The 26,985-nt window shown below is 47.7% G+C and carries 22 protein-coding genes; 13 read left to right on the top strand and 9 right to left on the bottom strand.

Annotated elements, in window-relative coordinates; all coding sequences use genetic code 11:
* Nucleotides 1-225: 225 nt before the first annotated feature.
* Nucleotides 226-846, bottom strand: coding sequence for a transcriptional repressor LexA (gene lexA, locus HCJ96_RS11895; protein ID WP_169211290.1), 621 nt, complete (start codon nt 844-846; stop codon nt 226-228).
* Between the two features lie 219 nt (nt 847-1,065).
* Here lexA and HCJ96_RS11890 point away from each other — a divergent pair, with 219 nt between their 5' ends.
* From HCJ96_RS11890 to plsB, 6 genes are all read left to right on the top strand, one after another.
* On the top strand, nt 1,066-1,341 hold the full coding sequence (locus HCJ96_RS11890) for a superinfection immunity protein (RefSeq protein ID WP_169211289.1): 276 nt from the start codon (nt 1,066-1,068) through the stop codon (nt 1,339-1,341).
* A gap of 169 nt (nt 1,342-1,510) precedes the next feature.
* Nucleotides 1,511-2,626, top strand: coding sequence for a Gfo/Idh/MocA family protein (locus tag HCJ96_RS11885; RefSeq protein WP_169211288.1), 1,116 nt, complete (start codon nt 1,511-1,513; stop codon nt 2,624-2,626).
* 165 nt (nt 2,627-2,791) lie between these two features.
* Nucleotides 2,792-3,280 (top strand): hypothetical protein, encoded by a 489-nt coding sequence (locus HCJ96_RS11880; protein ID WP_169211287.1) that lies wholly within the window; start codon nt 2,792-2,794, stop codon nt 3,278-3,280.
* Nucleotides 3,281-3,532 (top strand): YdeI/OmpD-associated family protein, encoded by a 252-nt coding sequence (locus tag HCJ96_RS11875; RefSeq protein ID WP_169211286.1) that lies wholly within the window; start codon nt 3,281-3,283, stop codon nt 3,530-3,532. It begins immediately after the preceding gene.
* Between the two features lie 67 nt (nt 3,533-3,599).
* Nucleotides 3,600-4,082: a GNAT family N-acetyltransferase gene (locus HCJ96_RS11870; RefSeq protein WP_246261350.1), complete on the top strand. Its 483-nt coding sequence runs from the start codon at nt 3,600-3,602 to the stop codon at nt 4,080-4,082.
* Between the two features lie 124 nt (nt 4,083-4,206).
* The gene (plsB, locus tag HCJ96_RS11865; RefSeq protein WP_169211285.1) at nt 4,207-6,657 is read left to right on the top strand and encodes a glycerol-3-phosphate 1-O-acyltransferase PlsB; all 2,451 of its coding nucleotides are present in this window, start codon (nt 4,207-4,209) and stop codon (nt 6,655-6,657) included.
* A 118-nt stretch (nt 6,658-6,775) separates the two neighbouring features.
* On the opposite strand, the gene ilvA is transcribed toward plsB, so the two are convergent.
* Genes ilvA through HCJ96_RS11850 form a run of 3 tightly spaced genes read right to left on the bottom strand, consistent with a single transcriptional unit; the run spans nt 6,776 to nt 11,117 of the window.
* On the bottom strand, nt 6,776-8,317 hold the full coding sequence (gene ilvA / locus HCJ96_RS11860) for a threonine ammonia-lyase, biosynthetic (RefSeq protein WP_169211284.1): 1,542 nt from the start codon (nt 8,315-8,317) through the stop codon (nt 6,776-6,778).
* Nucleotides 8,314-10,167, bottom strand: coding sequence for a dihydroxy-acid dehydratase (gene ilvD / locus HCJ96_RS11855; RefSeq protein ID WP_169211283.1), 1,854 nt, complete (start codon nt 10,165-10,167; stop codon nt 8,314-8,316). The genes ilvA and ilvD overlap by 4 nt, the downstream gene beginning before the upstream one ends.
* A gap of 17 nt (nt 10,168-10,184) precedes the next feature.
* Nucleotides 10,185-11,117 carry a branched-chain amino acid transaminase gene (locus HCJ96_RS11850; RefSeq protein ID WP_169211282.1) on the bottom strand — a complete coding sequence of 311 codons (933 nt, stop codon included), beginning with the start codon at nt 11,115-11,117 and terminating at the stop codon, nt 10,185-10,187.
* Nucleotides 11,118-11,450: 333 nt separating this feature from the next.
* On the opposite strand from HCJ96_RS11850, the gene HCJ96_RS11845 reads away from it, so the two are divergent.
* Nucleotides 11,451-12,074 carry a trimeric intracellular cation channel family protein gene (locus tag HCJ96_RS11845; RefSeq protein WP_169211281.1) on the top strand — a complete coding sequence of 208 codons (624 nt, stop codon included), beginning with the start codon at nt 11,451-11,453 and terminating at the stop codon, nt 12,072-12,074.
* A 70-nt stretch (nt 12,075-12,144) separates the two neighbouring features.
* Entirely contained in the window at nt 12,145-13,659 is a 1,515-nt protein-coding gene (locus tag HCJ96_RS11840; RefSeq protein WP_169211280.1) for a YifB family Mg chelatase-like AAA ATPase, read from the top strand.
* Here the strand turns inward: HCJ96_RS11840 and ilvY are convergent.
* On the bottom strand, nt 13,641-14,504 hold the full coding sequence (ilvY, locus tag HCJ96_RS11835) for an HTH-type transcriptional activator IlvY (RefSeq protein WP_169211518.1): 864 nt from the start codon (nt 14,502-14,504) through the stop codon (nt 13,641-13,643). The genes HCJ96_RS11840 and ilvY overlap by 19 nt on opposite strands.
* 151 nt (nt 14,505-14,655) lie before the next feature.
* Between ilvY and ilvC the strand changes: the two genes are divergently transcribed.
* Together ilvC and HCJ96_RS11825 are read left to right on the top strand one after the other, a co-directional pair.
* Nucleotides 14,656-16,131 (top strand): ketol-acid reductoisomerase, encoded by a 1,476-nt coding sequence (gene ilvC / locus HCJ96_RS11830; RefSeq protein WP_169211279.1) that lies wholly within the window; start codon nt 14,656-14,658, stop codon nt 16,129-16,131.
* Nucleotides 16,132-16,802: 671 nt separating this feature from the next.
* A complete protein-coding gene (locus HCJ96_RS11825; RefSeq protein ID WP_169211278.1) occupies nt 16,803-17,135 on the top strand; it encodes a hypothetical protein in 333 nt (110 codons plus the stop codon).
* 51 nt (nt 17,136-17,186) lie between these two features.
* Here HCJ96_RS11825 and HCJ96_RS11820 read toward each other — a convergent pair whose 3' ends face one another.
* The gene (locus HCJ96_RS11820) at nt 17,187-18,401 is read right to left on the bottom strand and encodes a multidrug effflux MFS transporter (protein ID WP_169211277.1); all 1,215 of its coding nucleotides are present in this window, start codon (nt 18,399-18,401) and stop codon (nt 17,187-17,189) included.
* A gap of 108 nt (nt 18,402-18,509) precedes the next feature.
* A complete protein-coding gene (locus tag HCJ96_RS11815) occupies nt 18,510-18,974 on the bottom strand; it encodes an Lrp/AsnC family transcriptional regulator (RefSeq protein ID WP_169211276.1) in 465 nt (154 codons plus the stop codon).
* An 86-nt stretch (nt 18,975-19,060) separates the two neighbouring features.
* Here HCJ96_RS11815 and HCJ96_RS11810 point away from each other — a divergent pair, with 86 nt between their 5' ends.
* Nucleotides 19,061-19,657 (top strand): LysE family translocator, encoded by a 597-nt coding sequence (locus HCJ96_RS11810; RefSeq protein ID WP_169211275.1) that lies wholly within the window; start codon nt 19,061-19,063, stop codon nt 19,655-19,657.
* Between the two features lie 11 nt (nt 19,658-19,668).
* Here the strand turns inward: HCJ96_RS11810 and HCJ96_RS11805 are convergent, their stop codons facing one another.
* Both HCJ96_RS11805 and HCJ96_RS11800 read right to left on the bottom strand, forming a co-directional pair.
* On the bottom strand, nt 19,669-20,127 hold the full coding sequence (locus HCJ96_RS11805; protein ID WP_169211274.1) for an NfeD family protein: 459 nt from the start codon (nt 20,125-20,127) through the stop codon (nt 19,669-19,671).
* Nucleotides 20,127-21,017 carry an SPFH domain-containing protein gene (locus HCJ96_RS11800; RefSeq protein ID WP_425483743.1) on the bottom strand — a complete coding sequence of 297 codons (891 nt, stop codon included), beginning with the start codon at nt 21,015-21,017 and terminating at the stop codon, nt 20,127-20,129. The genes HCJ96_RS11805 and HCJ96_RS11800 overlap by 1 nt, the downstream gene beginning before the upstream one ends.
* Before the next feature lie 498 nt (nt 21,018-21,515).
* Between HCJ96_RS11800 and HCJ96_RS11795 the strand changes: the two genes are divergently transcribed.
* The gene (locus HCJ96_RS11795) at nt 21,516-23,255 is read left to right on the top strand and encodes an autotransporter assembly complex protein TamA (RefSeq protein ID WP_169211272.1); all 1,740 of its coding nucleotides are present in this window, start codon (nt 21,516-21,518) and stop codon (nt 23,253-23,255) included.
* Nucleotides 23,252-26,971 (top strand): translocation/assembly module TamB domain-containing protein, encoded by a 3,720-nt coding sequence (locus HCJ96_RS11790; protein WP_169211271.1) that lies wholly within the window; start codon nt 23,252-23,254, stop codon nt 26,969-26,971. The genes HCJ96_RS11795 and HCJ96_RS11790 overlap by 4 nt, the downstream gene beginning before the upstream one ends.
* The last annotated feature ends 14 nt before the right edge of the window (nt 26,972-26,985 follow it).

The following is a 26,985-nucleotide window of genomic DNA, read 5'->3' as shown; positions in this document are numbered from 1 at the left end:
GGCGCGTCTAGTCTTTTCTTTGAAAAAAACGCGGATCTGCTCAAGTTTTAATCAAACTAAAACTTATCAGATGAATTTGACTGTTTTATGAACAACGCTGCACAATGTAAGTGCAGTGAATCAATAGAGAAAACCTTAAAACTATTGGTAACTAGCGGAGGGATAAAGAAATTTTTATATTTGGGGAAGAATTGGCTGTTAAAACCCGTTAACAGCCAGTTAAGTTTACATCCAGTCAGCGTTGCGGATTACGCCAACAGCAATGCCTTCGATTGAAAATGGCTGACAGGAAAGATCCACTTTTATCGGTGAAAAGTCATCGTTTTCTGCGTGCAAAATTACCTGACTGCCTTTCTTCTCGAGTCGCTTTACCGTTACATCTTCGTCAACGCGGGCGACCACGACCTGACCATTATGTACATCAACGGTTCTATGCACAGCGAGTAAATCACCATCAAGAATACCAATGTCTTTCATACTCATGCCGTTTACGCGCAGTAAAAAATCGGCGTGAGGTTTAAACAAGGCTGGATCAACCTTGTAATGCGCTTCAACGTGTTCCTGGGCAAGGATGGGCTCGCCTGCGGCTACACGGCCAATAAGTGGCAACCCTAGCTCTTCAGGTTCATCTTCCTGCAGGAGCAGTCGAATACCCCGTGAGGTACCGGGTAAAATTTCAATTACCCCTTTTCGTGCCAGCGCCTTTAAATGTTCCTCGGCAGCATTGGCCGATTTGAAGCCTAATTCTCTGGCGATTTCAGCCCGAGTAGGCGGCATGCCAGTATCCTGCATGGTACCTTTGATTAATTCCAGAACTTCCGTTTGTCTTGGGGTAAGTGGACGCATAAACAGCCTGTTTTTCTATACAGTTAGCCGCAGTATAACCAGTGCTGGATAAATCGCAAGGTCTATTTTGGATGGGTGTGACATTGAGGCACAACGACTACGGTAAAAAATTTTACAACTGCTGTAAGAAAAGTTCCTGGTATGTGACTACTGTTGAAAATCATCGCTTTTTAACCTCGATGAAAAACGTTACCTAACTCAGCCAAAAAGGAAGATAAAATGAATCAATATATTGAACAGTTCACCCAAATCTGGACACAGAGTGACGCCACTTCGCTTGTTCTGTTTGGCCTGGTTTTTTTGTTTGTCTATTTTCTGCCCACCGTGTTGGCAGTGTTTTTTAACCGTCGTCACTTGGTCAAAATTGCTGTGCTTAACGTGCCAGCCGGATTTTCAATCATCGCCTGGGGAGCCCTGACCGTCTGGGCAGCCACAGGAAACGCCGGTACCTACATTCAGCAGAAATTGACCAAACGTTCGCACCAGTCGCTTTAGATAGCGCTGCATCCGCACCGTTATTACCTAACCAGACAACGTCTGTGATGGCATCATGTTGTGCCCAGGCGTGCGGCGTACAAAAAGTTTATCCTTATTGCCGCGTCATTCAGTGGACAAGCGATACAGCTACTGTCAGGATTACGTAGCTTGCTCGTGAGGAAACAAAATGAAATGGTTGGTTTTTGCAATGTTAACGTTAGTCACTAGTGGACAGTCGCTAGCCACTGAAAAATTACGTATTGGTGTTGCGGGGTTAACCCATACCCATGTGCACTGGATTTTCGAAAGTGAAAAACGCGGTGATATTGAGATCGTAGGAATTGCAGAAGCGAACCAAGACCTGGCGCGACGATACAGTAAGCAGCACGGCTATCCGATGGAGAAGGTTTATCCTTCGCTGGAAGCGATGCTCACCGCCACTAAACCCAACGCGGTGACTGCATTTGGTACTATACATGAACACCTCGCCGTGGTTGAGGCCGCCGCACCTCGAGGCATTCATGTGATGGTTGAAAAGCCGTTGGCGATTAACATGCAGCATGCAGAAAAAATGTATGAGTTAGCCAAAACGCACAATATTCATCTGCTCACTAATTATGAAACCACCTGGTATGCGAGTAATCATGCGGTCAAGGCTTCTTTAAAAGCAGGGGAGATTGGCCCGATGCGCAAACTCATCGTGAGAGACGGGCATAGAGGGCCTGTAAAACTTGGCATCAACCAGGAATTCTTAGACTGGTTATTGGATCCGGCTCAAAATGGCGGCGGTGCAATTGTTGATTTTGGTTGCTACGGGGCGAATCTGGCAACCTGGCTGAAACAAGGCGAAATTCCTCAGTCAGTGACCGCAGTCACCGCGCAATTACAGCCAGATAATCATCCTGACGTTGATGATGAAGCCACAATTATATTAAGTTACCCTGATTCGCAAGTCATTATACAAGCGTCCTGGAATTGGCCAATCGGCCGCAAAGACATGGAGGTCTATGGTGAAACCGGCGTTTTATATGCTGACAATGCCGCTACCTTCCGTAAGCGCATTGCCAGTGGCTATGATGACTTTAATGAAATCAATAAGCGACTGCGTAAACGTCCGGTGCCACTGGATGACCCTTTCAGCTATTTTAAAGCTGTTATCCAAGGGCAGATCACTCCGGAAAAGTTTGATTTATCTTCACTGGAAAATAATATGATTGTCATGCGTATCCTGGACGCTGCACGTCAAAGCGCGGCAACGGGTCAACGTGTTGCACTGGCTTCTGAAAACAGCCCGACAAAATAGGAATTGGCGTTACTGATCGCACTCTGGCCGGCGGCCACTTGAGTGGCAAACGCATAAGCATCTAAATCCGTGAAAAATCAATTATTTATTAAACAGCTACTGATACTGACTACGATCTTGATTTCTGCTTGCTCGGCAACGCATGTTCCCGTAGAGAAGGGTGAGATGTTAGTACAAAAAATGCCGCTACCCTCTGGTGAATGGAATGTAGTCCAACTGCCCAAAGAGAAAGATGACACGTTGGAAACCCGCTGGATGTCTACAACGATGAGCGACATGGCGCAGACGATTGTGACCTATGATGCGCATAACGCCGACCTTTACTCGTTAAAAAATGAAGATGATGGAAAGGGTAAGAAGGCCTGTACTGGTGGCTTTTCCAGTAAAGTCTTATCCGAAGGCAGGCAAAACGGCTATCCACAGCTAACCTGGCGCAGCTTGTGTCGCACAGCAAGTGGCTATACCGCATTGGTTCTGCACAAAAGCATTGCAGGTAATCAAGCGCTTTACCGCTTCCGGCGAACTTTTCCGGCCATACCATCCAGACCGGAGTGGTTACTGTGGATTAAGTATTCCCGCGCCTTTAGCGTTTGCGATACGAGTCAGCCCTTGCTACATCCTTGTCCAGCTGATATGGCAACTACGGAGTCGTAAATGATCACAAACAATGTTCCCGCCGGAGTGGTGCATGATTTACCGGACGACATTTGTCGAGAACTCACCAACCACACAACTGCGATGTCGATATGGTGTGACATTACGCCACTAGCCCGCAACGAATGGATTTGCTGGGTTGAAGATGCGAAAAAAGAAATAACTCGCAGCAAACGTGTAGCCCGACTTGTGAGCGACTTACAAAACGGCAAACGACGCCCCTGTTGCTGGCCTGGTTGCCCTCACCGATGACAAATAGAGGTTGACAGCGTTGGTGAAAGACTTAAATTGAGCAAAAGATCGAGTTAACAAAGTGCCTATGGAATTTTTAAAATTCAGTCAGGATTTAGCCCCCTACTTCGACACGATTAACCGTGAATGGATCTCCGACATGTTCGTGCTAGAGCCCATCGATGAAAAAGTGATCAGTAAACCTCAGCAATATATTATCAACCGCGGCGGCTATATTTGGTTTGCCCGTCACCCTGAGCTTGGCATTGTCGGCACCTGTGCATTGATGAAAAAAGCTGATGGGGTGTTTGAACTGACTAAAATGGGCGTGAGTTCCCATGCCAGAGGATTGAAGGTAGGCGAAAAGTTGCTAAGCTTTGTACTATCCAAGGCTGAGGTAATCGCTTATAGCACGTTGTTTTTGCTAACCAATCAAAAGTGTAAGGCGGCCATTCATCTATACGAAAAACAGGGATTTGTGCACGACCAAGACATTCTGGATCAATTTGGTAAGGCCTATGCACGATGTGACGTGGCCATGCGATACCAACGGAAAAGGGCGCAGAAATAAACCTCCCGTGATTTTATGAGGATTGTCCTTCTTTCTTTTGCACTGAGTGAGCTCACTTCCTTGCGGATTAGTATTAGAACCTATGGTACACTTCGCCGGTTTTAACTGAACAGGGCTTATTTGCATGTCGTGGATGCGAAATACACTGCTTAAAGTGTTTCATTATCCCGTAAAATGGTTAGTCAAACCGCACAGTATTCCAGCGAGCGTATCAGACGAGTTGGGAATTGATACCGGCAAACCTATCATTTATTTATTGCCAACGGATTCGGTTACCGATCAGCTTGCATTACGAATGGCAGCCAAACACCATGCGCTGCCCACCCCAAATACGTCGGTAGAGTTAGCTGGCAAGCGCTATCCGGGCGTACTGTTTCTGCGCAAGACGCAACCTCTTTTTAAAAAGCATCCATCCAGCACAGAGCTCGATGCGGTGTTTACAGCGTTGGTGCATTTACATCGTGACCACCCCGACATAGACACCCAGGTCGTCCCCGTCTTTGTCTCGTGGGGGCGCGCGCCGGGTAAGGGTAAGCCTGGTTGGGCAGATCTCATCGCCGACCGCGCCGCACCCAGTTGGTTGCGCAAGTTATTTATCGTGTTGTTTTTAGGGCGAGACAATTTTATCAGTTTCAGCCGCGCGGTTTCAGCGCAGCAAATGGCCGCCCAGCATGGCAGCGACAAACATATTGCACAAAAGCTTATAAGGGTAGCAAGCACTCACTTTCATAGAAAACTTCAGAGTATGACAGGCCCCATGCTGTTGGAACGTGAGACGCTTTACAACTCTGTGTTAGGTTCAGCATCGGTGCGTCGCGCCATTGCCGAAGAGGCGAAGGATAAGAAACTCAGCAACGAACAAGCACGGGCCAATGCAAGAGGTTACATTGACGAAATTGCCGCTGATTACCGTGAGGGCCTGATCCGTTTTGGTGACCGTTTGCTGACCCGTATCTGGAATAAAATTTATAACGGCATCAGCGTTAAGCATGCTGACCGTATCCGCGAACTGGCGCGCAATGGACACGAAATTATCTATGTGCCGTGCCACCGCAGTCATATGGATTATCTGTTACTGACCTATGTCATTTATCATGAAGGCATGGTGACGCCACATATTGCAGCCGGTATTAATCTAAATTTCTGGCCCGTGGGTAAAATCTTTCGTCGCGGCGGCGCCTTCTTTTTACGCCGCTCCTTTGCAGGCAATAAGCTATATACAGCGGTGTTCAGAGAATATCTTGAGTTGCTGTTTAATCGCGGTTACTCAGTTAAATATTATCCAGAAGGTGGACGCAGCCGAACGGGTCGACTAATTCCGCCGAAAACGGGCATGTTGGCGATGACCATGCAGGCATTGATAAAAGGCGTTAACCGTCCCGTCAGCATTGTGCCAGTGTATATTGGCTACGAAAACGTTATGGAAGTAAAAAGCTACCTGAGCGAGCTTAAAGGCAGTGGCAAGAAAAAAGAATCAAATTTGCAGGTGTTTTCGGCTATCCGCAAACTGAAAAACTATGGTCATGGTTTTGTCAATTTTGGCGAACCAATTCACCTCAATCAGTTTCTTGAAAAAACGGTGCCCGATTGGCGCAATCAGCTTCCTTCCGATCCTGATAAAAAGCCGGGCTGGCTGACACCAATGGTTAATACGTTAGCTCATTCTGTGATGTTGCGCATTAATAAAGCTGCCGCGATCAACGGAATGGCGATCACCTCATTATGCTTGCTTTCCTCCAAAACCAAGGGGATGAGTGAAGCCGAACTCACCAGCGCGGTAGATTGCTACATGACCATGCTCAAAGCAGTGCCATTTAGCAACGATGCTACATTGCCCAATATGCAAGCGGCAGATTTGGTCAGCGCCACGCTCAAGCTGGATAAATTCACCATTAAGGATGACGGTTATGGACGCCTTATCAGCCCTCAACCTGATTCTGCCATTTATCTGACCTATTACCGCAATAATATTCAGCACTTATTCGCTCTGCCAGGTTTGATCATGGCGCAGGTTTTTGCGTGCAATGGTGTCGACCGAAACCGCACACTTCAACTGGTGGCGGCACTTTATCCGTTATTGCAAAAAGAATTATTTATTTATATGACCCAGGATCAGGCGCTGGCCTACGTTGATAAGCTAATAAGCTTTATGGTGGGACAAGGGTTATTGGTAGAAAATGAGACCTTTATCTCACCGCCACCTGCGCAAGCGCCACAATTCCACAATGCCTGGTTACTCAGTCGCTGTATGCAGGAAACTTTCCAGCGCTATGCTGTGGTGCTCACGGTTATCAGCAAACAAAAAGTATTAAGTCGTAATGAGCTTGAACGCGCCAGCCGTACAGTCGCCGAGCGCCTATCTACTCTGTATGGCATGAGTTCACCGGAATTTTACGATAAGAATGTGCTGTCCAGTTTTATCACTGCCTTACGCGACAATCATTGGCTGGATATCACCGCCGATGGCAGCTTCAAACATTCTGAAGAAAGTGAAGCGCTGCGTCAGGACGTAATGGCATTAGTCTGGCCTGAAATAACTCAACACCTCGAAAAAGTGGACCTTAGCACAGCTTAAACTGTGATTAATCGTGTGCAGGGTTGCGTGCTCACAGGTACTTGCGGATTAATTTGTTGACGGTTCTCGTTGCAGAGCCGTCAACCCGTTTTGTCCGACGATACAGGTTGCACATCAATTATGCTGGGGCGGATAAAAAGAACCGATATGCAGGGTCATTACTGACATCCTGATATTGATAGTCCAATTGTTTCAAATGCTCTTCAAACTCGCTTCTACTTTCAGGCGGAATATCAAACCCGGCTAATACCAGGCCTTGTGCAGCACCGTGATTTCGATAATGGAACAGGGTGATATTCCAGTGCTCACCGAGGGTGCGCAGAAATTTTAACAAGGCACCGGGATATTCTGGAAACTCGAAGGTAAATACCGACTCATTTAAGATAGTGGGTGGTCTGCCGCCTACCATGTGCCTCACATGTAGTTTTGCCAGTTCGTTATCAGACAGATCGAAAGTAGCAAAACCACCCTGATATAAACTATCCGCCAGCGCAGCGTACTCCTGCGCCCCTTGTTTTAAACGAATTCCCACAAATACGTGGGCTTCCCGCCCACCTGCATAACGATAGTTAAATTCGGTGATGGCCTTGCCACCCACGCATTCACAAAATTGTTTAAATGCACCGGTGCGTTCCGGCAGGGTGGCTGCAAACACGGCCTCTTTGCGCTCACCCAGTTCACACCGTTCGGATACGTAACGCAGCGTATGAAAATTAATGTTCGCACCACACAAGATTCCCGCCAGCTTACAGTGGGTTAGCGAATGCGTTTTCACATACTTCTTAATCGCCGCCACTGAAAGCGCGCCAGCAGGTTCAGCAATGACCCGGGTGTCATCGAAGATATCTTTAATCGCCGCGCAGATCTCATCATTCGTTACCGTGACGATGTCATCAATAAGCTCGTTACACAGTCTGAACGTTTCTGCTCCCATCGTTTTTACCGCAACACCGTCGGCAAAAATTCCCACTGATGGCAATGCCACCGGTTTACCCTGTTGTTTCGCCGCACGAAAACAGGCTGATTCTTCCGCTTCTACTGCGATAATTTTAATGTCAGGGCGCAGCTGTTTGAGATAAACCGCGATACCTGCAGCTAACCCACCACCACCTACAGCGACAAAAACCCGGTCCAGATGGGGCAACTGCTCAAGCAATTCTTTGCCAATGGTGCCCTGGCCGGCGATAACGTCAGGGTCATCAAAGGGAGGGATGAAGGTAAGACCATGTTGCTCGCCTAACTGGTGTGCGTACTGACTGGCCATGTCAAAACTGGTACCGTGTTGCACCACATTCACAAATTGTCCGCCAAAACGTTTTACCGCTTCCACTTTTATATCGGGCGTGGTCTCCGGCATGACAATGGTCGCGTTAATGCCACACATCTTTGCGCCATAGGCCAATCCCTGCGCGTGGTTTCCGGCAGAGGCAGCAATGATACCCGCCTTACGCTGGCTATCGCTAAGAGTGGTCAGGCGATTGTACGCGCCGCGTAATTTGAACGATTTTACTGGCTGCTGATCTTCGCGTTTTAAAAAAACCTCGTTTCCCAGCTGGTGAGACAGTCTGCTCATCAAGGTCACATCGCTTTGCACTGCTGCATCATAAACCGGTGCCAGCAAAATCTTTTTTAAATAATCGTGATGCGAGAGCTGACTCATAACAAGGCGTCCAATTTTTCTTTATCCCGGACCGCACCGCGATCGGCGCTGGTAGCTAATAGTGCGAAAGCTTTTAACGCAGTTGATACTGTACGTTGACGGTGGACTGGTAACCAGGGCGCAGCTTGACTTTCCATGTCCTGATAACGTTGCTGCATTTGTTCTGCTGAAATCAGCACATTAATTGTTCTATTAGGAATATCGATAGCAATTTGATCGTCATCCTGTATAAGCGCAATGCCTCCCTTACTCGCTGCTTCGGGTGAACAATGCCCGATTGACAACCCACTGGTGCCACCGGAAAAGCGACCATCCGTAATCAAAGCGCAGCTTTTACCTAAACCCTTTGATTTCAAATAAGAGGTAGGATACAGCATTTCCTGCATGCCCGGGCCGCCTTTAGGGCCTTCATACCGGATAACCACCACATCCCCGGCAACAATTTTATTGCCCAGAATGGCAGATACCGCTTCATCCTGGCTTTCAAATACACGTGCGCGTCCGGTGAAAGTATGGATACTTTCATCCACACCGGCGGTTTTAACAATGCAGCCGTTTTCTGCGATATTGCCATACAACACCGCCAATCCACCGTCTTTGCTATACGCATGTTGCACTTCACGAATACAGCCGTTTTGCCTATCCGTATCGGCATCGGGCCAGCGACAAGCCTGACTAAACGCCTGGGTAGTACGAATACCGGCGGGACCCGCCCGATAAAAATCGAGCGCTTTGTTATTCTGCGGGTTGGTGATATCCCAGTTATTTAACACCTCGTGAAGGGTACTGCCTAAGATGTGCTGCGCATCCTGATGCAGCAATCCGCCCCGTGCGAGTTCTGCCAGAATACCCATTACACCACCCGCACGGTGCACATCTTCCATATGATACTTGGGCGTAGATGGTGCCACTTTGCACAGATGGGGTACGTGGCGTGACAAGCGATCGATGTCTTCCATGGTAAAGAGCACTTCACCTTCGGCCGCGGCCGCCAACAAATGTAGGATAGTGTTGGTAGAGCCACCCATGGCAATATCCAGACTCATGGCATTTTCAAATGCCAGCCGATTAGCAATGTTGCGCGGTAATGCACGTTCGTCATCGTGTTTGTACCAACGCTCACATAATTCAACAATCACCTTGCCGGCCTGCTCAAACAGTTGTTTGCGATCAACATGGGTCGCCAGCGTTGAGCCGTTTCCAGGTAAGGCAAGACCAAGCGCTTCGGTCAGGCAGTTCATTGAGTTAGCGGTAAACATGCCAGAACAGGAACCGCATGTAGGGCAGGCTGAGCGTTCGATTTCATCGCTTTGTTCATCGCTGACAGACTCATCTGCGGCCGCCACCATAGCGTCAACCAGATCCAGCTTGATAATTTGATCAGAGAGCTTGGTTTTACCCGCCTCCATTGGGCCGCCAGAAACAAACACCACCGGAACGTTTAGGCGCATCGCTGCCATTAACATGCCCGGGGTAATTTTGTCACAATTAGAAATGCACACCAGCGCATCTGCACAGTGTGCATTTACCATGTATTCAACCGCATCGGCGATAATTTCACGGGAAGGCAAACTGTAAAGCATGCCGCTGTGGCCCATAGCGATGCCATCATCAACGGCAATCGTATTAAATTCTTTGGCAACCCCGCCCGCCAGCTCTACATGCTGTGCGACAAGTTGCCCCATATCTTTTAGGTGGACATGCCCGGGTACAAACTGCGTGAAGGAATTTGCAATAGCAATAATAGGTTTCCCAAAATCACCATCTTTCATCCCGGTTGCGCGCCAGAGTGCTCTGGCGCCCGCCATATTGCGACCTTGTGTGGTCGTTGCAGATCGTAGTTTAGGCATGTTGTTTTACCATAAAGTTATTTGTAAACGGGCGTTAACCAACCCCATTTATCTTCTGTTGAACCATTGAACAGACCGAAGAACATATCCTGAACCTGTTCAGTAATTGGACCACGTGTACCGCTACCCACTTTTATGCCGTCAACGCTGCGTACCGGCGTCACTTCAGCAGCGGTACCACACATGAGAATTTCGTCAGCCAGATACATGGCTTCGCGTGGAATATTTTCTTCGCGCACTTCATAACCCATTTCTCTAAGCAGGGTCATCACAGTATCACGGGTGATCCCAGGCAGGATGGCTGCTGTTTTCGGGGTGGTACTGACGACACCATTGCGGATAACAAAGATATTTTCACCAGCCCCTTCGCTGATATAACCATTGCGATCCAAGGCGATCCCTTCTCCATAACCATGACGACGGGCTTCCATCGAAATCAGTTGCGAAGACAGGTAGTTACCACCCGCTTTCGCTCCCGTCGGCATAGTGTTTGCCGCAAGGCGGTTCCACGATGAAATCCCAGCGTCGACCCCATTTTTGATCGCCTCTTCACCTAAATAGGCACCCCATTCAAATGCGGCAATGGACACTTCTGTTTCCTGTCCAAATGGTACCTGTAAGCCCATGCCAATATCGCCGTAATAGGCAATGGGCCTGATATAGGCTGACTTCAGATTGTTTTTGCGAATGATATCCAGCGTGCCTTCATTAAGTTGATCCAGCGTATACGGAATGGTCATCCGATAAATCTTTGCTGAGTCGAACAAGCGGCGGTTATGTTCCTGTAGACGAAACACGCAGGTCCCCTGATCAGGCGTGTTATAGGCGCGAATGCCTTCAAATACAGACGAACCATAGTGAATTGCGTGGGTTAAAACGTGCACGGTGGCTTCTTTCCAGGGCACAATTTTACCGTTAAACCAAATATATTCTGCAAGTTGCTTAGCCATGTTAAATCCTTTGAATAGTGGAGCTGAGCTCCGTGCTGCAAATGCAGCGTAATGAGTATCGCAACGAATAATACATGACAGGGCATAAGCACCCAATAACGATCGCTTTCGTCAGACCACTTTTCATCAACGCAGGTGTAAATTTTCCTGCCCGATGCAAGATAAAGGTAAGCGCGTATCTACAATCAGGCAGATAGCGGTAGTTGGATAGTTAACGTAAATGTTAAAAGTAAAAAGCTGGCTATGACTCTTTACCTATAAAATAAATAGCATGAAATAAAAGTGAGATTCAAGTATTTTGACAGCCACTATCCAAAGAAAGCGGAATGCCGTATGGGAGATTGGTTTCATATCATTAACTTAGCTGGGGTTGCGGTGTGTGCAATTTCAGGCACGTTGATGGCATACCAAAAGCGCATGGATGGTTTTGGTGTGGTGGTACTGGCGTCGGTTACCGCCATAGGAGGGGGAACCCTGCGTGATATGGTGTTAGATTTGCCCGTGTTCTGGGTGCAAAACACTGATTATCTTTATATCACCTTGCTGGCCGCCTTTGTCACGATCATGTGGTTACGCCTCAGCCCGCGCTTCCCCTACCATTACTTGTTGATTGCCGACGCATTCGGGCTGGCCCTGTTTAATGTGGTCGGGCTGGAAAAAGCGTTAATCGTTGATGCCCCCATGTCCGTCGCCATCGCGATGGGCACCATTACCGGTGTCTTCGGCGGCTTGCTGCGCGATGTAATTTGTCGCGAAGTACCGTTGGTGCTGAACGGTGAGCTGTATGCCATCACCTGTATCGTAGGTGGATTAGGTTATGCGATAGCCTATTACGCAGGCTTGAGTAGTCAAATCTGCATGGTGATCGCCTTAGTGATTACAATCCTGATGCGTCTGGGGGCCATGCGCTGGCATTGGCAGTTACCCGTATTTCACAGTGATCCCCCCAAAAGCTGATCTGTTGCACAGTACTTTTCGCTTCCGCAATTCGCTAGCCTGAGAGCCGGGAAAATTCAGGAGAAGTGTTGTGGGATTGGCGGTGGTTTATACGCGGGCGGGCACAGGATTATCTGCGCCCCTGGTAAAAGTTGAGGTGCATCTGGCGAACGGCTTACCGGCATTCCATTTGGTCGGTATGGCAGAAACCAGTGTGAAAGAAGCCCGCGATCGTGTGCGTTGTGCGCTGATTAACAGTGGCTTTGATTTTCCCGTTCGCCGTATCACCGTTAATTTAGCCCCTGCAGACATTCCCAAACATGGGGGGCGATATGATTTGGCGATTGCCATCGGTATTCTGGCGGCTTCAAGCCTTATCCCTCCGAATCAGGTTGATGATTATGAAATTATTGGCGAGTTAGGCCTGACCGGCGAACTTAAAGAAGTTCAAAACGTCATTCCGGCAGCAATTGCCAGCAGCCAGGCGCAGCGCACATTGTTGATCCCGGCCGACAACTCCGCAGAGGCAAGCCTAGTAAATGAGGCGTATTGTTTACCGCTAACGTCATTACTGCAAACGTATCAGTTTCTTATCGGTCAGGAAGCCGTCAACGCGGTCAAAACGCTCCAGCTACATTATCAGGATACGGGTGCTCAGTGGGATGATGTGGTGGGACAGGCGCAAGCCAAACGCGCGTTAATGATTGCAGCGGCAGGCGCACATAATTTGCTGTTTGTAGGGCCACAGGGTACTGGGAAAAGTTTGCTGGCCAGTAAATTAACCAGTTTACTGCCTCCTTTGAATGGTACGGAAGCCCTTGAAGTCGCTTCCGTTCACTCTGTTAAGGGGCTGAGAATAGATGCCAAAAACTTTGCCCAACGTCCGTTTCGTGCGCCCCATCACACAAGTTCAGCAGTGGCACTTACCGGAGGGGGAAGCCACCCTACTCCTGGAGAAATTTCACTGGCGCATCATGGCGTTTTATTTCTGGATGAATTGCCTGAGTTTGGTCGCAAAGCACTGGACGTCTTACGAGAGCCTCTTGAAACCGGTGACGTCAACATTTCCAGAGCATCAGGTAGCGCCACGTTCCCGGCCAACTTTCAGCTAATTGCTGCCATGAACCCTAGCCCCACTGGCGATATCGATGACAACCGCATGTCTCCTGATCAGGTGTTGCGCTATTTAAATCGACTATCCGGTCCATTACTTGACCGGATTGATTTGCAGGTCGAGGTGCCACGTCTTGATGATTACCCCATGCATACAGTGGCCGTATCGCCGGATAACGATTCGGCCACAACGGCTAAGCGGCAAGTTGCCCGCGCCAGAGCGATGCAATTGAAGCGACAGGGCTGCTTAAATAACGCGATTAAAATTGATGAGCTAATCACCCTGTGCCTGCTCAGTGAAGCAGATAAGGCGTTTTTACAGACCGCCGCTAAAAAATTAAAGCTCTCCATGCGTGTTTTTCATCGCACTTTAAAAGTCGCCCGCACTATTGCTGATCTTGAGCAAAGTGCCGCTGTCACGCGTGCGCATTTGGCTGAAGCTCTGGGCTATCGTGCGCTGGATAAAATAATTGCTCAGTTAAGCGCCAGTTGAAGCATGGCGTTGATTAGCGGATGTCGACAACGGTTTTTCAAACAGGTTAAACCAAGCTGGAAAGGCGGGATCTCATCGACGCTTATTTGCGTAATTTTACTGGCTAAGGTGGAATGATCCAGGACCACTTTGGGCACAAAACCAATTCCGCAACCCAGCGCGACCATACTGACAATTGCTTCGTTACCGCCAACCGACGCGTAGATTTGCGGCAAAATTGACTGAGCTTGAAACCACGTTTGCACAACACTCCTGCTGGGCCCCTGTTCGGGCAGAATTACCTGATGGTGTTGCCAATCGATGTCTGCCAATACCGATAAATTGAACGCTTTCGGCGCAATCAGTACCAACGGAATATGATCGATTGGGCTGAACGCCAGTTCCCGTGGGTAGCTGTCAGTATGAATGGCAATAGCAATATCACATTGACGTGAAAGCACCCGTTCAGTTGAGGAAGCCGGATCCCCGGTCGTCAGACGGATATCCACGTGGGGGTGCAACTGGCGAAACTGAGATAATAACTTAGGCAGATGACTCTGGCTGGCGGTGACTGAGCAATACATTTTCACCTCGCCGCGCAACACTTCTTTTTCTGTATTTAATTCTGTCTGTAACTGCTGCCAGCGTTGTAACGTTTGCTCGCTAAATGCCAACAGTTTTTTACCCTCGTGGGTCAATGTTACCGAACGATTATTACGTACGAAAAGGGTGCATTCACACTCGTCTTCCAAGCGCTGTATGACACGACTTAAGGTAGAGGCAGTGACGTGCATCGCGAGTGCAGTCTGTCCAAAATGAAGGGTTCTGGCTAAATGAGCAAATAGCGTTAGGGTGCGAAAGTCCATATGTTGCATTTTTTGCAAAACTGTTTTGCAAATATATCATTTTATAAAACAAAATTCATGGCGTATGCTGCAACTGTTTCGATAAAGGCAAGTAAACGTCGCGTCCTTAGGTGCAACGTTTACCCGAAAAAGTACCAGTAGTTGGATAATTATGGCTAATTATTTTAATTCTCTTACATTGCGTGAGCAGTTGACGCAACTAAAGCAATGTCGCTTCATGGAGCGAGATGAGTTCTCCCGTGGCTGTACTTATTTAAAGGACAAACACATCGTTATTGTGGGGTGCGGTGCGCAGGGTCTGAATCAGGGGTTAAATATGCGCGATTCAGGCTTAAAAGTTAGCTACGCGCTCAGACAAAGTGCCATTGATGAACAACGTGATTCGTATCAACGCGCTGCGGCGAATGAATTTGAAATAGGTACCTATCAGCAACTGATCCCGGATGCGGACGTAGTTTACAACCTGACGCCTGACAAACAGCATGCTGATGTAGTGAATACGGTAATGCCGCTAATGAAGCAGGGAGCGACGCTAGCGTATTCACACGGATTTAATATCGTCGAACAAGGCCAACAGATTCGTGCAGATATTACGGTTGTGATGTGTGCACCCAAGTGCCCGGGTACTGAAGTACGTGAAGAGTACAAGCGAGGCTTTGGTGTACCCACCCTTATCGCCGTTCATCCAGAAAATGATCCCCAGCAACAGGGATGGGATATTGCCAAAGCGTTAGCAAGTGCTACCGGCGGTGACCGCGCCGGCGTATTAGCCTCATCTTTCGTTGCCGAAGTTAAATCGGATTTAATGGGCGAGCAAACCATTTTGTGTGGTATGCAGCAGACCGCAGCGATCCTGGCTTTTGACAACATGACTACACAGGGTATCGATTCGGCGTATGCAGCCGCGCTTATTCAGCAGGGTTTAGAACAAATTACTGAAGCCCTAAAACTCGGTGGCATTACCCACATGATGGATCGTTTGTCCAATCCAGACAAACTTACGGTGATGGATCTGGCAGACCAACTTAAACAGTTATTAAGGCCCCTATTTGAACAGCACCAGGATGATATTTTAAGTGGCAAATTTTCAGCAGAAATGATGCAGGATTGGCAGAATCAGGATCGAAATTTGCTCACTTGGCGAGAACAAACCTTATCCACGGGGTTCGAACAGGCTCCTGCCTATCATGAGCAGTTCGACAAGCAGGAGTTTTTCGATAAAGGATTGTTTCTCGTCGCCATGATTAAAGCCGGGGTCGAACTTGCTTTCGAGGTCATGGTCGAAGCCGGCATGCTACCGGAATCAGCATATTATGAGTCGTTGCATGAAACTCCACTGATTGCCAATACTATTGCACGTAAACGTTTATATGAAATGAACGTGGTCATCTCTGATACGGCGGAATATGGAAATTACCTGTTTTGCCAGCAGGCGATCCCGTTACTTCGAGAAGCCATTATGCCCAAAATTGATCCCTCATTGATGGGTCAGGGTCGGTCAATGTCGTCAAACAACGTCAACAACCGTGAGCTATTGCGTGCCAATTTTAAAATTCGTCATCATTTAATAGAAAGTGTGGGTCATTCCCTACGGGAACATATGCTGACAATGCGTTCGATTGCTTAAGTTACCACCAGTTCTGTCATTAGGTGCTTTAACAAGCCCTCTTGCCCAGCTAATTTAGCTGGGCTTTTTTATCTGTTTTTCGCACTACAACCATCGTTTTATGATGTAAATTTTAATGGCTGGAGTATAATTAGCCCTACTAGTCGTTATTTAGTACATAAAACCTCCGAGTAATTATCCAAAAGTCTAATAACTTCTCGCCATTCTAATGCTGCCTGAGCAGCCAACAGGCTGGTGGTTGGTGTCGATTTAAGTAACTAACACCACATTTTGAAAGAAAGTTTTAATAAGGCGACAAAAACCTAAATTAAGCTGTACATTTTTCACCCAAATAGCTGTTCAACTATAACTTTTTTGTTGAACTTCATACCCGCAAAGAATAGCTAAAACCCAATTTCAGACTAAAATTTGGGCGGTGACGGCATTTGGATACACATTTTCTTATATATAAAAATCAATTAGTTAGGCCGTTAAAAAGGCATTTGTTAAATTAATGTAATGTTGTGTGTTCCCGCGATATAACGATAAAACCTCCTCTGTTGCGACATCGCAACACTCTGTAACAATTACAGACTGCAACTGCTTGTTTTGATAAGATTTTCATAGTTGGCACAAAGCTTGGTTATATAAAATGTCCTTCCTATATTCTTATAAAAAACCAGAGGTATATCATGCAAGCAGGAATGTCCCGATTTACGCAAGTTGGAGATTGGATATTTGAAGTAAAAATGATTCGCGCACTACGGGTGCAAGAATTTGGTCAGCCATACAGCGCTTTCGCCAGTATTACGGTCAACGGAGACAATTTATACATTGATTCTCAAATGACCCGTCTCAACGAAGACTTCAGTCGAGATGATTACATGTCCTTCTACGAATTCTGCAAGCAACTTGATGCAAAAGAAGTGCATTACGATAAAGTTCGCCGCGGCAGACGCCAGCCTCGCATTGTAGCCATAGAAGAAAATCAGAAACCTTTGACGAAAATCCAATTAGTCAGATAAGGTTTTTTTTACGTTAATTCAGTATTACAGCGCAGGAGAGCCGGTTAAGGCTCAATCACGCTCTGCAAAATTAACCGCTAAAAACGCGAGTGACATGAAAATCATAAACCCTACCCCGATTGGATAAAGGGTAGTGTGTATGTAGCTATCAATACTTATCGCAATGGGTACCGCCAACAGGCTGGAAAATGAGCCGATAATTGCCGCGCCCAGCCCTGCCATATTGCCCAGGGGTTGCATCGCCATGGCATTGAGATTGCCAAACAGGATGCCGATAAAAAAGAAGCCACAAAACATGGTAACGATGGTGACCCACAGCGGCGGCAGACCTTGCCACTGGTGTATCAATGCAGTAAATATCAACGAAAAGCTGATAACGCCATAGAGTGCTATTCGGCATAAGCGTTTCATGCCAACCCGCATCACCATAGTAACATTAAAGAATGAGGCTAATCCCACAGCGAATGCCAAAGCAGCGAAATAGTAAGGAAAGTTATCACCAGTTTGATAAAACGTCTGAAAGATCGTTTGTGAGGCACTCAGGTAAGACAGGAAAGATCCAAAAATGCAGCCCATAGCCACCGTGTATCCCATTACGGTGCGATTGCGAAAGATACGTAAACAGGATGCGTAAAGTTTTTTCCAGCGAAACGGACGCCTGTTGTCTTTTCGAAGCGTTTCAGGTTGCCGCGCAAAAAACCAACATCCCACCACGATGGTCATAATAAGAAATAAGGTGAAAATGTGTCGCCAGGAGAAGGCGTTCAGCACCAATTGTCCCACTATCGGCGCCAGCATCGGCACCAGTATAAACACCATCATAATGAAACTCATCACTCTGGCCATCGCGTCCCCGACATAGATATCTCTGATGATTGCCATAGACGCTATACGGGGTCCGGAAACCCCTATTGCCTGAATGATTCGTCCAACGATAAGCATGTCCATACTCGTCGCCGACATGCACACCACCGTGCCCAGTGCAAAAATTACCAAGCCGAGTAATATCGCAGCGCGTCGGCCCATGGCATCGGCAAACGGCCCAAAGAATAATTGCCCGACTCCCATCCCCACAAAGAAAACCGAGATAGTTAAATGTACCTGCTGCAGGCTATCAGCCTGCAGTGCTTCCCCAATTTGATTGAGTGCCGGTAACATCGCATCCAGACTGAGTGCGACAAACGAGGTCAGCAATGCCATGAGTGCAATAAACTCAACAATATGCAGAGTGGGGGAAGCCTGTGTTGTCGTGGATGAGTCGCGCATGGAAGCCAGATAAACGTATGAGTGAAAAGGCCCGGGATGATATCACCAAATTCCTTCCCTTATTGCAGTAATCAGATAAACCTTCGAATTTACCTGATATGTTTACGACTATCGCCGCTCATCTTTCGCTGACTCCATTACCACGTGTGTACTAATGGTATTCACTTGCGGTATCGAACCCAGCACGTCGGTATGAAAACGTTTGAACGCATCGATATCAGACGTTTCCACCCGCAGCAAGTATTCAAACGCGCCAGTAACATTGTGACATTCTCTTACTTCACTGGCGCCGCTAACAGCATCTTCAAATGCTTCTTGTGAAGATTTCGAATGGGACTTCAACCCCACGGCAACATAGGCAGTAAACCCATTACCAAGCAGTTTTTCGTCAAGCACCACCCGATAGCCGGCGATGACACCTTTGTTTTCCAGATCCTGCACCCTACGCAGACAAGCGGAGGGCGACAAACCAATCAGGTCAGCCAGTTCAGCGTTGGATACCCGCGCATTCTTTTGTAATTCCGACAATATTCGTTTGTTGTATGAATCAATTTTGAAATTTTGTTGCAACATGACCACCATTTTCGAATTATAACGCTGAGAAATCGTCAGATTACTGGAGTAAAATTGTTCTCACAATAACTTTTCGGCGCACACAGATGACAACAGATATATTGGCGGGGTTAAGCCTTTTTGCTTTGGTTTCTTCCATCACACCCGGACCGAATAATATTATGCTGATGACATCGGGGGTAAATTACGGCATCAAACGTACCTTACCGCACATGCTGGGCGTCGGTATCGGTTTCACCCTGATGATCGCTGCCGTGGGGCTGGGAGTGATGGTGGTGTTCGATCGCTTTCCGGTTATCTATTCAGTGCTACGCATCGTCAGTCTGGTGTATCTGTTGTATCTGGCCTATAAGATTGCGACCGCTAGTCAGGCTAACTGGCAAGCAAAAAACACCGGACGCCCCATGACCTTTATTCAGGCTGCACTTTTTCAATGGGTTAATCCAAAAGCCTGGACGATGGCACTGACGGCTATTACCGTCTACGCACCGGGAAGAGAAGTATCAAGCATTCTCATCGTAGCCTTGGTCTTTGGCGTAATTAACTTACCGTGTATTTCTTCATGGGTCATGGCGGGAACAAAGCTACGATATTTTCTCTCCAAACCCAAAACGCTACGCGTATTTAATGTGTCCATGGCCATCTTATTGGTCATATCTGTGCTGCCATCATTGCTTGGTTAACAAAGCGGTACTCACTCAGTAACCGCTTTGACATGCCATTTGCCAACACTTACATCGATAACCTTAACTTTGCTACCCGCGGCAATGTCACTGTCACTGTACAGTTTCCAGGTGATCCCTGAATAGCGATAATCCAGATAGCTGTCTTTGTGTAAATCGGCAGGCAAATCAAACTTAATACCGTGATAATCCGTCTTGGCTTTCTTTTTTGACGTGTTTTTTGTGAAATTCTTTAGCGGCTTCCACAAAACGAACGAAAGTACGGCGAGGATAACCGCAAAGGTCAACAGTGCGATGTCCCAGGTTTGAATGACTTCGGCATACAGTAAACCGGCCATCACCAACAGGCTAACTCCGGCGACGGTGAGAATAATAGTGCCCGCCCCCAATATAAGGACGTCGACTAAAATCAGAGCCAAACCCAATCCTATCGCAAGTGCGGCTGCGCTTTCTGGAAGTTCACCAAACATTATTCGGCCTTTACTTTGCTAGTGTTTATTTTGCTCATTACTGCCATTGCCTGTGCCACCAGCGCAGCGGCGTCAGTTGCACTATCTGGCAACAGGATAACTGAGCTTTCATCCGCAATCGCTCGTTTTGCCTCAATCGCTTTGATCGCCAAATCAAGCTGAATCGCTTTTGCGCCCTTTTCCGTGGCCGCCTGCTCACCGACTACTCGCAGGGACTCAGCCTGCGCCTCAGCAACTTTCAGTATGGCTTGCGCTTCACCTTCGGCATAAAGAATTTTTTCTGACTTTTCCGCTTCTGCTGCCAGTACTTTCGATGCCTTGTGACCTTCGGCAATATTGATCGCCGACTGTCGTTCACCCTCCGATTCAAGAATTTTCGCCCGCCGAACTCGTTCAGCTTTCATTTGCGCTTCCATTGCTTCCATTACCGAGTGTGGAGGCGTTATATCTTTAATCTCATAGCGCAGAACCTGCACCCCCCACGGGTCACTGGCCTCATTAAGTGCGTTGACAATGGCAGTATTCAACAGCTCTCTTTCCTCAAACGTTTTATCCAGCTCCATTTTGCCTATTTCGCTACGCATGGCGGTTTGTGCCAATTGCGATACTGCAAATTTATAATCTTCTACACCGTAGGTCGCTTTGACCGGGTCTATCACCCGAATATAGAGCACGCCGTCGACTGTTAACGTAATATTATCTCTGGTAATTGCGCCCTGGGAGGGCACATCAATCGGTTGCTCTTTCAATGAGCGGTCCGCGGCTACTGATTCAATGATGGGAATGGCAAAATTAAGTCCGGCAGTCATCGAACGGTTATATTTGCCGAACCGTTCGATAATGAAGGCCCGGTTTTGCGGCACAAATCGTATTCCGGTTTTTACCACCATCAACACAATCAGTATCGCAATAACTTTCCAGGCGAAGCCGAACAGTTCAGCTCCAGTCAATGTATCCATTCTTTAAACTTCCTTGCTGTATGGTGTGTGGAGTAACCTATTTTTCAATGTCTTACTGTACTCAATTATTTTGCTTTTGGAAACTGACCTTAATTCCTGATGGAAAATAAGCAGATAAAATTAGTGGAAAGCGATAAGCTCGATTTAGCTAAAACAGGGCAATCCTTTCCTTCATTATCGCAGTAAAAAAGAGATGCCATCACAGCTAACGTTCTTTATTTCCAATATTATTTTTGAGCCTATGTATGTTAAAGCCGCTGTTTTTTATCAACTCAGTAAAAAAGTTCTTCAGAATCAGGTTACAATACGTTTTTTCTGCGTCGGTGCTTTCATGCCACCACAGGGTATAAGAGACTAAGGACTGTGTACTTTTCGCTATCAAGAGGCAGCAATTTCCTCCATTGTCGTATTCAGCCAACCCCCAGGGCGATGATTGTTGTCATTCTCTGTTGTCTGTTTAGCAGTTTTTCGTCGTACGCCCTTGAATACGACATTAAAGGTGTGGACGACGACAAACTGCAAGATAACATTCGTTTGCACCTCAATAATCTAAACATTGAACCTTCAAGCCTGACCGATCCATTTTGGCGAGAGCAAGTTGCAACGACAGTGGCTACTGCGGTTGAACCGTTTGGCTATTACAACAGCGATACTCTGGTCGAAGTTAAAAGCGATGAACGGGTGGAGTTGATAATCTCACTCAACAGCCCGTTGACAATTGCCAACGTTACCCGGGAAATCATCGGTGAAGGACGGCAGGATGAAGCATTTCGTAAACGTTTCAATGCGTTTAGCTTAAAACCGGGTGACACCCTGGTGCAGCCAACGTATGAAGCCTTTAAGACATCGATGTTTAATTATGCTTTGTCACACGGCTATTTTGATTTTAACTGGCAGGCCACACGTTTGGATTTGGTTCGAGAACAACGTGAAGCCAATATTTTGCTGATTGCGCAAAGTGGTCGCCGCTACAAATTTGGTGGCATCCGCATCGTGGGCGAGGATAAAGCTGTCGCTATAATTGAGCGCATTACCCCATTTGAAAAGGGCGAACCCTACACTGCAGAAAAGCTGACTGAGTATAATCGACGCCTCAACCAGTCAGGCTACTTCAATCGGGTCATTGCGCGCCCGGTGGTCAATAAAGCGATTGATTATGTTGTGCCGATCGAAGTAACGGTTTTGCACAAACCCCGAGATGCCTTCAATGTCGGGGTGGGAGCCGCTACTGACACCGGCCCGCGGATCCGCTTGCGCTGGGAGCGGCCATGGGTGAACTCACGGGGTCATTCGATTAACTCTGAATTATTTTTATCAAGTCCAGAGCAATCGCTGACCATGGATTACCGCATTCCCATGGAAAATATCTCGAATGATTATGTCAGTGTAGAAGCGGGTTACCAGTTCATTGAGTACTCCAATACCGCTACCGAGAGTGAAACTCTCTCGGTATCCACCCACAGGTATTGGCAACAACCGGATTCACCCTGGCAACAGGATGGGTCAGTCACCTACCTTAAAGAAAACTACACGCAAGGCGACGAAATTCCCCGTACCACCGAACTGGTTATGCCCGGCTACGCTATTCGCTATTTATATAAAGACGATTTGCTGAATGTAACAGAAGGGCTGTACGTGAAAGGCTATTTCCAGATTGGTCGCGAAGATTTGCTGTCTGACATCGATATCATGAAAGGCGGTGTCGAAGGAAAAATCATTCGTACCTATGGTAAACATCGTTGGGTGGCCAGAGCAGAGCTGGGAGCCATTAAAACCAACGACTTCGAGCGCGTCCCAGCCTCGTTGCGTTTTTTTGCCGGTGGTGACCAAAGCGTGAGAGGCTTTGCCTACCGAGATATTTCGCCTCGCGAAGATGTTTTCAACCCTATAACCGGCGAACGGGTGGTAGCGACTATCGGCGCAAAATACCTCACCACCCAAAGTATCGAATACGCCTACCAGTTTAAGGACAACTGGCGCGCAGCGGCATTTGTTGATATGGGAACCGCCACCAATGATATCAGTGGCAATATTGATTACGCCATCGGTGTTGGCCCGGGCGTACACTGGATTTCGCCGTTTGGCCCGGTCAGGTTCTATTTTGCCTGGGGCTTTTCCGATTATGAAGACGGCTGGCGAATTCACTTTATGTTGGGCCCTGAACTATGAAGAAGCGCAATATTTTGCTGCTCGCATTATCGCCCGTGCTGCTGGTGCTGGCGCTTATCCTGTTTTTGTTAACCCCGCTAAGCATGCCGCTGATAAAACTGGTAGCAGAGTACAGCGTACCTGAGTTACAGATTAACTCGTTGGAAGGCAGTTTAACCAATGAACTCAATGTAGGTGGCCTTGCGTGGAAGAATGATGCCTGGCAGGTAAGGCTGGAGAAAGGGCATGTGTCGTTTGAATTTGGCTGCTTTTTCACCCCCGAGGTTTGTATCGAACGGCTTTCCCTTTCCGGCGTTGACGTAAAACAATTAGTTGTCACTGAACCTGACAGCAGCGAACCCTCAGCGGCATCGATTGAACTGCCTGTCGCTATTGGCGTGCAGGCATTCGACCTAAATAATATTAAAGTTGAGATGGCGAACCAAACAATCAGACTTAAACAACTTAAGGGCCGCGGCAGTGCGCATGAGCGTATTAAACTGGCAGGTGTGAAAGGAAACAACCTGGAAATTGCGCTGGCTGCCCCTGACACTCCGCCTCCGGCACAACCCACAAATTATACATTGGCATATTCATCACCTGAATTACCTGCCATCAGCACCCCCATTCCCATTGAAATAAACGGTTTTGACTTTAATACGTTAAAGCTGAAAACCGGTGAGGCGGAACAGGTGATCAATCAGATCAAATTTAAACGCCTGAGCTTTGCGCAGCATGATGTGTTGTTAAAAGACCTGTTCGTCAAGCACCCGATGGCAACACTTGACCTCAATATCGAGGCATCCCTGAACGAAAACTACCGTATCGATTTGCTGGCAGGTTCAAAGATACAAACACAAGACGTACAACAAACACTGCAACTGGAAGTGGATGGGGCGCTGAATAATTTAACCATTGATGCGAGCACCACAGGCACCTATACCGCCAATGCCACCTTATCCGTAAATGTACTAAACGACAACTTGCCCCTTACCCTGAAGGTAAGCTGGCCAGAACAAGAGATTGCCGCACTTGCCGAAAGTAAACTGCACAAGGGTACACTGAACCTGCAAGGAGAGATGGGTGCCTACAAACTGCTTGCTGACACCGCGGTAACGATGCCTGAAACCGGCATTATCCCCGCAGCTGTCGACGCCACCATCACCCGCACCAACGTTGCGGTTAACAAACTTACCCTTAAGTTATTAAACGGTGAGATCACCAATTCGGGTACCTTGTACTTAAGTGATTCAATTAGTTGGCAGGGAAGTACCCAATTAACTGCTCTCAATACCGCAAAATTGCTTGCTCAAGGGCCCACGGATATCAATGGCACCATTCCAAGTTTACTGCAATATAGCGCAAAAGGCCTTGAAGTCAGCGTGGCAGATTTCAACCTCTCCGCCACCCAAACAGAAATTCCGCTTTCCCTGACCGGCTCACTGGTCTATTCAGAAGCCAGCGACCTGATTGTTTCCACCGGAGCCCTGACTCAACAAAATAATATCATTCGCTTTGCCGGACAGCTGTTAAATCAGCGCTACTTAACCGCAGATGTGTTCATCGATTTAGCCGAGATCAATTCGCTGTACGCCGGTGCCAGTGGCAGCGTTAAAGGAAAAATTGATGCGTCGGGTAACTGGCAAAATCCGCAGGCACTAGCCAACCTATCTTTTAACGACGTGCGGTTATCGCCCAGTGTTAATGCGTTTGTGGCAGAGCAAGGGCCGCTTAATGGCGACCTGAAGATTGAGGGTGACCTCGCTGAACATGCGATAGATATTAACCTTGGCTATCCAGAGCATAAAGTCGCACTCGCTATGGTAGGTAACTGGAAGAACCAAACACAAAGTTGGCAGGCCAACGTCAAATCCAGCGAGATTGGCGCGTTTAATACCCAATGGTCATTGCAAAGTGATTTTGACGTGGCATTTAAAGCCGACCCGTTAATTGTCAAAGCATCTGAAAATTGCTGGTTCTCACGCAAAGAAGGCCAGCTATGCATGAACGATTTACTTTACCGGGACAAAAAAGGGTTCTGGAATTTAGACGCGAAAGGGCTGCCTTTAGGCTTGTGGGCACATGAATTTTTACCGGAGGTGTTTCCGCAAACGCCTGACTCACTGTTGTCGATTCAAAGCGCTGGCAATTACGGGCAGGACTCGCCGCTGGATGCAAATTTCAGCGTTCAGGTCACACCGGCCCAATGGACCGTCGGCGCGGTAAACCCGGTCACCCTGACCCTGAGCAAAGTCAGTGTGATCGGTGAGGCGGTAGACGATGAACTGACGGCCAAAATGCTGGTGACCAGCACCGAACTGGGCGAGTTCAAAGGCGATATCAATTTAACACCGTTATCGGCAGAGGGTAACTTTAACGGCAAAGTCGTATTCAATGACATTAACGTGGCGCCGCTAAAGCCTGTGTCGCCAGCCATACGCGAGTTAACCGGCAATCTTAACGGTCAGATCACCCTCGCGGGTCAATTGAATGACTTGTCACTTAACGGTGAAATTGATTTGAAAAATGGGGCAATGAATGTGGAGGATTCACCCGTCACCATCAGTAAGTGGCAACAGCACATTGAACTGGATGGACAGCAAGCCACCTTTAATGGCGAGTTCATGCTGGGTGAAGGCAAAGGTTCGCTATCTGGTGACGTTAACTGGTCGTCTTCACCTGAAGTGAATGTGCAGCTCAAAGGCGAGCGTTTTGATGTCAAACATAGTCAGGCAACGCTAAAAGTGTCGCCCGACTTATCTGCTTCGATGAAGCCCGGCAATGTAGTAGTGACCGGGGAACTTGATATTCCCTGGGCGCGCATTGTCGTGGAGGAACTGCCCGAAAATGCAGTAGCGCCCTCTAAAGATGTGCATTTACGGGGCGAGCCACCACAAGAGGATCCCCTGGATATCATTGACGCCAGCGTACAGGTTAAAATTGATGACGCCAAACAGGGAGAAGTGAAGCTTGACGCCTTTGGGCTGACCGCTAATTTGCACGGTTCGATCAGGGTAAACACCTTACCCGCTGTGGTGGGTTATGGTGACTTACAAATTTTAGAAGGACGCTACGAGGCTTACGGGCAAAACTTGCTGATCCAGACGGGCGAAGTGCAATTTAATGGCCCCATAGACCAGCCTTTTTTATTAATTGAAGCGATTAGAAATCCAGATAAAACGGCGGACGGAGTAATTGCCGGCATACGTATTGACGGTGCCGCGGATAGTCCGAACGTGAACTTGTTCTCAACTCCTTCGATGAACCAGGGCGCGGTCCTATCATATCTGCTGAATGGGCGCGGCCCAGATACCAAGAGTCAGGATCCCAATTACGAAGCACTGCTGGTGGGTTTTGGTTTGTCCCGCACCACCTCGTTAACCAATCAGGTGGGCGAATCACTGGGGATCGAAAACCTAAGCATCGGCACCACCTCAAGCCCGGGTGGCAACGATACCAAGTTATCAGTGACCGGACAAATTAACGATAAATTATCGGTAGAGTATAATTTTGATGTGGGTCTAAGCAAAGAAGACAGCTCAAGTCAGGCGCTGAGAAGACGGCAAGGTCCACCGGATTTGGCTCTTAGGTACGAACTGACAAAAAATCTGTTTCTTGAAGCGGTGCAAGCCACTATTGAGCAACAATCAGAGTATGCGCTGGATCTGTATTACCAGTTTTTCCTGGGTGAGGAAGGCAGGCCAGCTATCGATGAGAGGCTCAGAAAAGAGCAGTGATAGCTGGCTGAACG

Origin of the sequence: Alteromonas ponticola (assembly GCF_012911815.1) — a bacterium.
GTDB classification, from domain to species: domain Bacteria; phylum Pseudomonadota; class Gammaproteobacteria; order Enterobacterales; family Alteromonadaceae; genus Alteromonas; species Alteromonas ponticola.
Note: the sequence above shows the minus strand (reverse complement) of the source record. Positions and strands in the feature narration are given on the sequence as shown.